The following is a 1,657-nucleotide window of genomic DNA, read 5'->3' on the forward strand; positions in this document are numbered from 1 at the left end:
GGATGAACGGCACCCAGATAAAGCCGGCGTTCTGCAGCCACAGGCTCCTGCTGACTTCGCCGGCCTGGTAGGTCTGGGGTTCGCCGCCAAAGGCACCGAACAGCCCCACGGAGACCACCAAGGGGGTGAGGAACTGCACCACCGACACGCCCAGGTTGCCGATGCCGGCATTGAGCCCCGTCGCCAGGCCCTTCTTGGCCTTGGGGAAGAAGAAGCTGATATTGGACATCGAGGAACTGAAGTTGGCGCCGCCGAATCCGCACAGCAGCGCCAGCACCAGCAAGGTGGGATAGCTCGTGGCCGGGTCGCGCAGCGCGAACCCCATGCCCAGCGCCGGCACCAGCAGCGTGGCGCCCGAGAGCGCGGGCAGCGCGGTGAGCCAGAACAGCTGGTTCTTGCTGAAGCGGAAGCCAGCACGGTCCAGGTTCACCGCCACCACGCTCCACAGCATCCAGATCGCGAAGGCGAGCATCAGGGCGAGGATCGAGATCCACAGGTTGCGGTAGGCGATGCGCTCGCCATGGGTGCGCCAGAAGGTCGCGCTTTCGGGCTCCCAGCGGGTTAGTACGGAGCTAGACATGACAATGTCCTATGTGACGGAAGGAGGAATGAGGAATCGGGAAACCGGGGAATCGGGGAATCGGGGAACCGGGAAATCGGGGAGGAGCAACGCCGGTTCAGGCCGGCTGCGCCGCCAGCACGCGCTGGCCGGCGCCCGCGCCCTTGCCGCGCTGGCTGTAGTGCATCCACACCAGGCTCACGCAAACGGTGCCGTACAGCAGCATGAAGCAGCTGCTGCGCACGCCGGTCAGGTCCGCCAGCAGGCCGAACAGCACCGGCAGGATGAAGCCGCCCAGGCCGCCGGCCAGCCCCACCACGCCGGACACGGCGCCGAGGTTGTGGCCGAAATCGTTGGCGATGAACTTGAACACCGAGGCCTTGCCCACCGCCATGGCAATGCCGACGATAAAGAGCAGCGCGGTGAAAGGCAGCGCCGACAGGCCGATATGGAAAGCCTGCGGGCCGCGCGCCGTGTGAATGATGAAATCGGTCTGCGGATAGCTGAGGAGGAAGAACGCCACCCAGCACACCCACATCACCCACCAAGTGGTGCGGTGCGCGCCGTAGCGGTCGGAGATCCAGCCGCCGATGGCGCGCAGCACGCCTCCCGGCAGCGAGAAGCAGGCCGCCAGCAGGGCGGCGATCTTGATGTCAAAGCCATACTCGCCGATGTAGTACTTGGTCATCCACAGCGACAGGCCGACATAGCCGCCGAACACCACCGAGTAATACTGCGAGTAGCGCCACACGCGCGGGTCGCGCAGCATGGCGAGCTGGGCGCGCAGGCTGGCCGAGGACGTGGCGCGGTGAGCGGGATCGCTGGACGAGCACACCCAGAACAGCACCGCCGTGACCAGCATGGCGATGGCATACACGCGCGGCACCACGGTCCAGCTGCCGCCGGCGGCAACGATCAGCGCYGGTGCCACGAACTTGGTCAGGGCCGAGCCGGAGTTGCCCGCGCCGAAGATGCCCATGGCCAGGCCCTGGCGGGAGCGCGGGAACCAGCGCGCCACATAGGGCGTGCCCACCGAGAACGAGCCGCCCGCCAGGCCCACGAACAAGCCCAGGATCAGCAACTGCGGGAGCGTGGTGG

2 protein-coding genes are annotated in these 1,657 nt (G+C 66.9%); both read right to left on the reverse strand.

All coding sequences use genetic code 11. The features are described from left to right. A partial coding sequence (locus AC1DS3_RS38395) for an MFS transporter (RefSeq protein WP_477129332.1) occupies positions 1-580 on the reverse strand: 580 nt, incomplete at its 3' end. Positions 581-677: 97 nt separating this feature from the next. Beyond that, on the reverse strand, positions 678-1,657 hold a 980-nt coding region (locus tag AC1DS3_RS38400), incomplete at its 5' end, for an MFS transporter (RefSeq protein ID WP_477129333.1).

It is taken from the genome of Cupriavidus sp. 01L46, assembly GCF_056399905.1.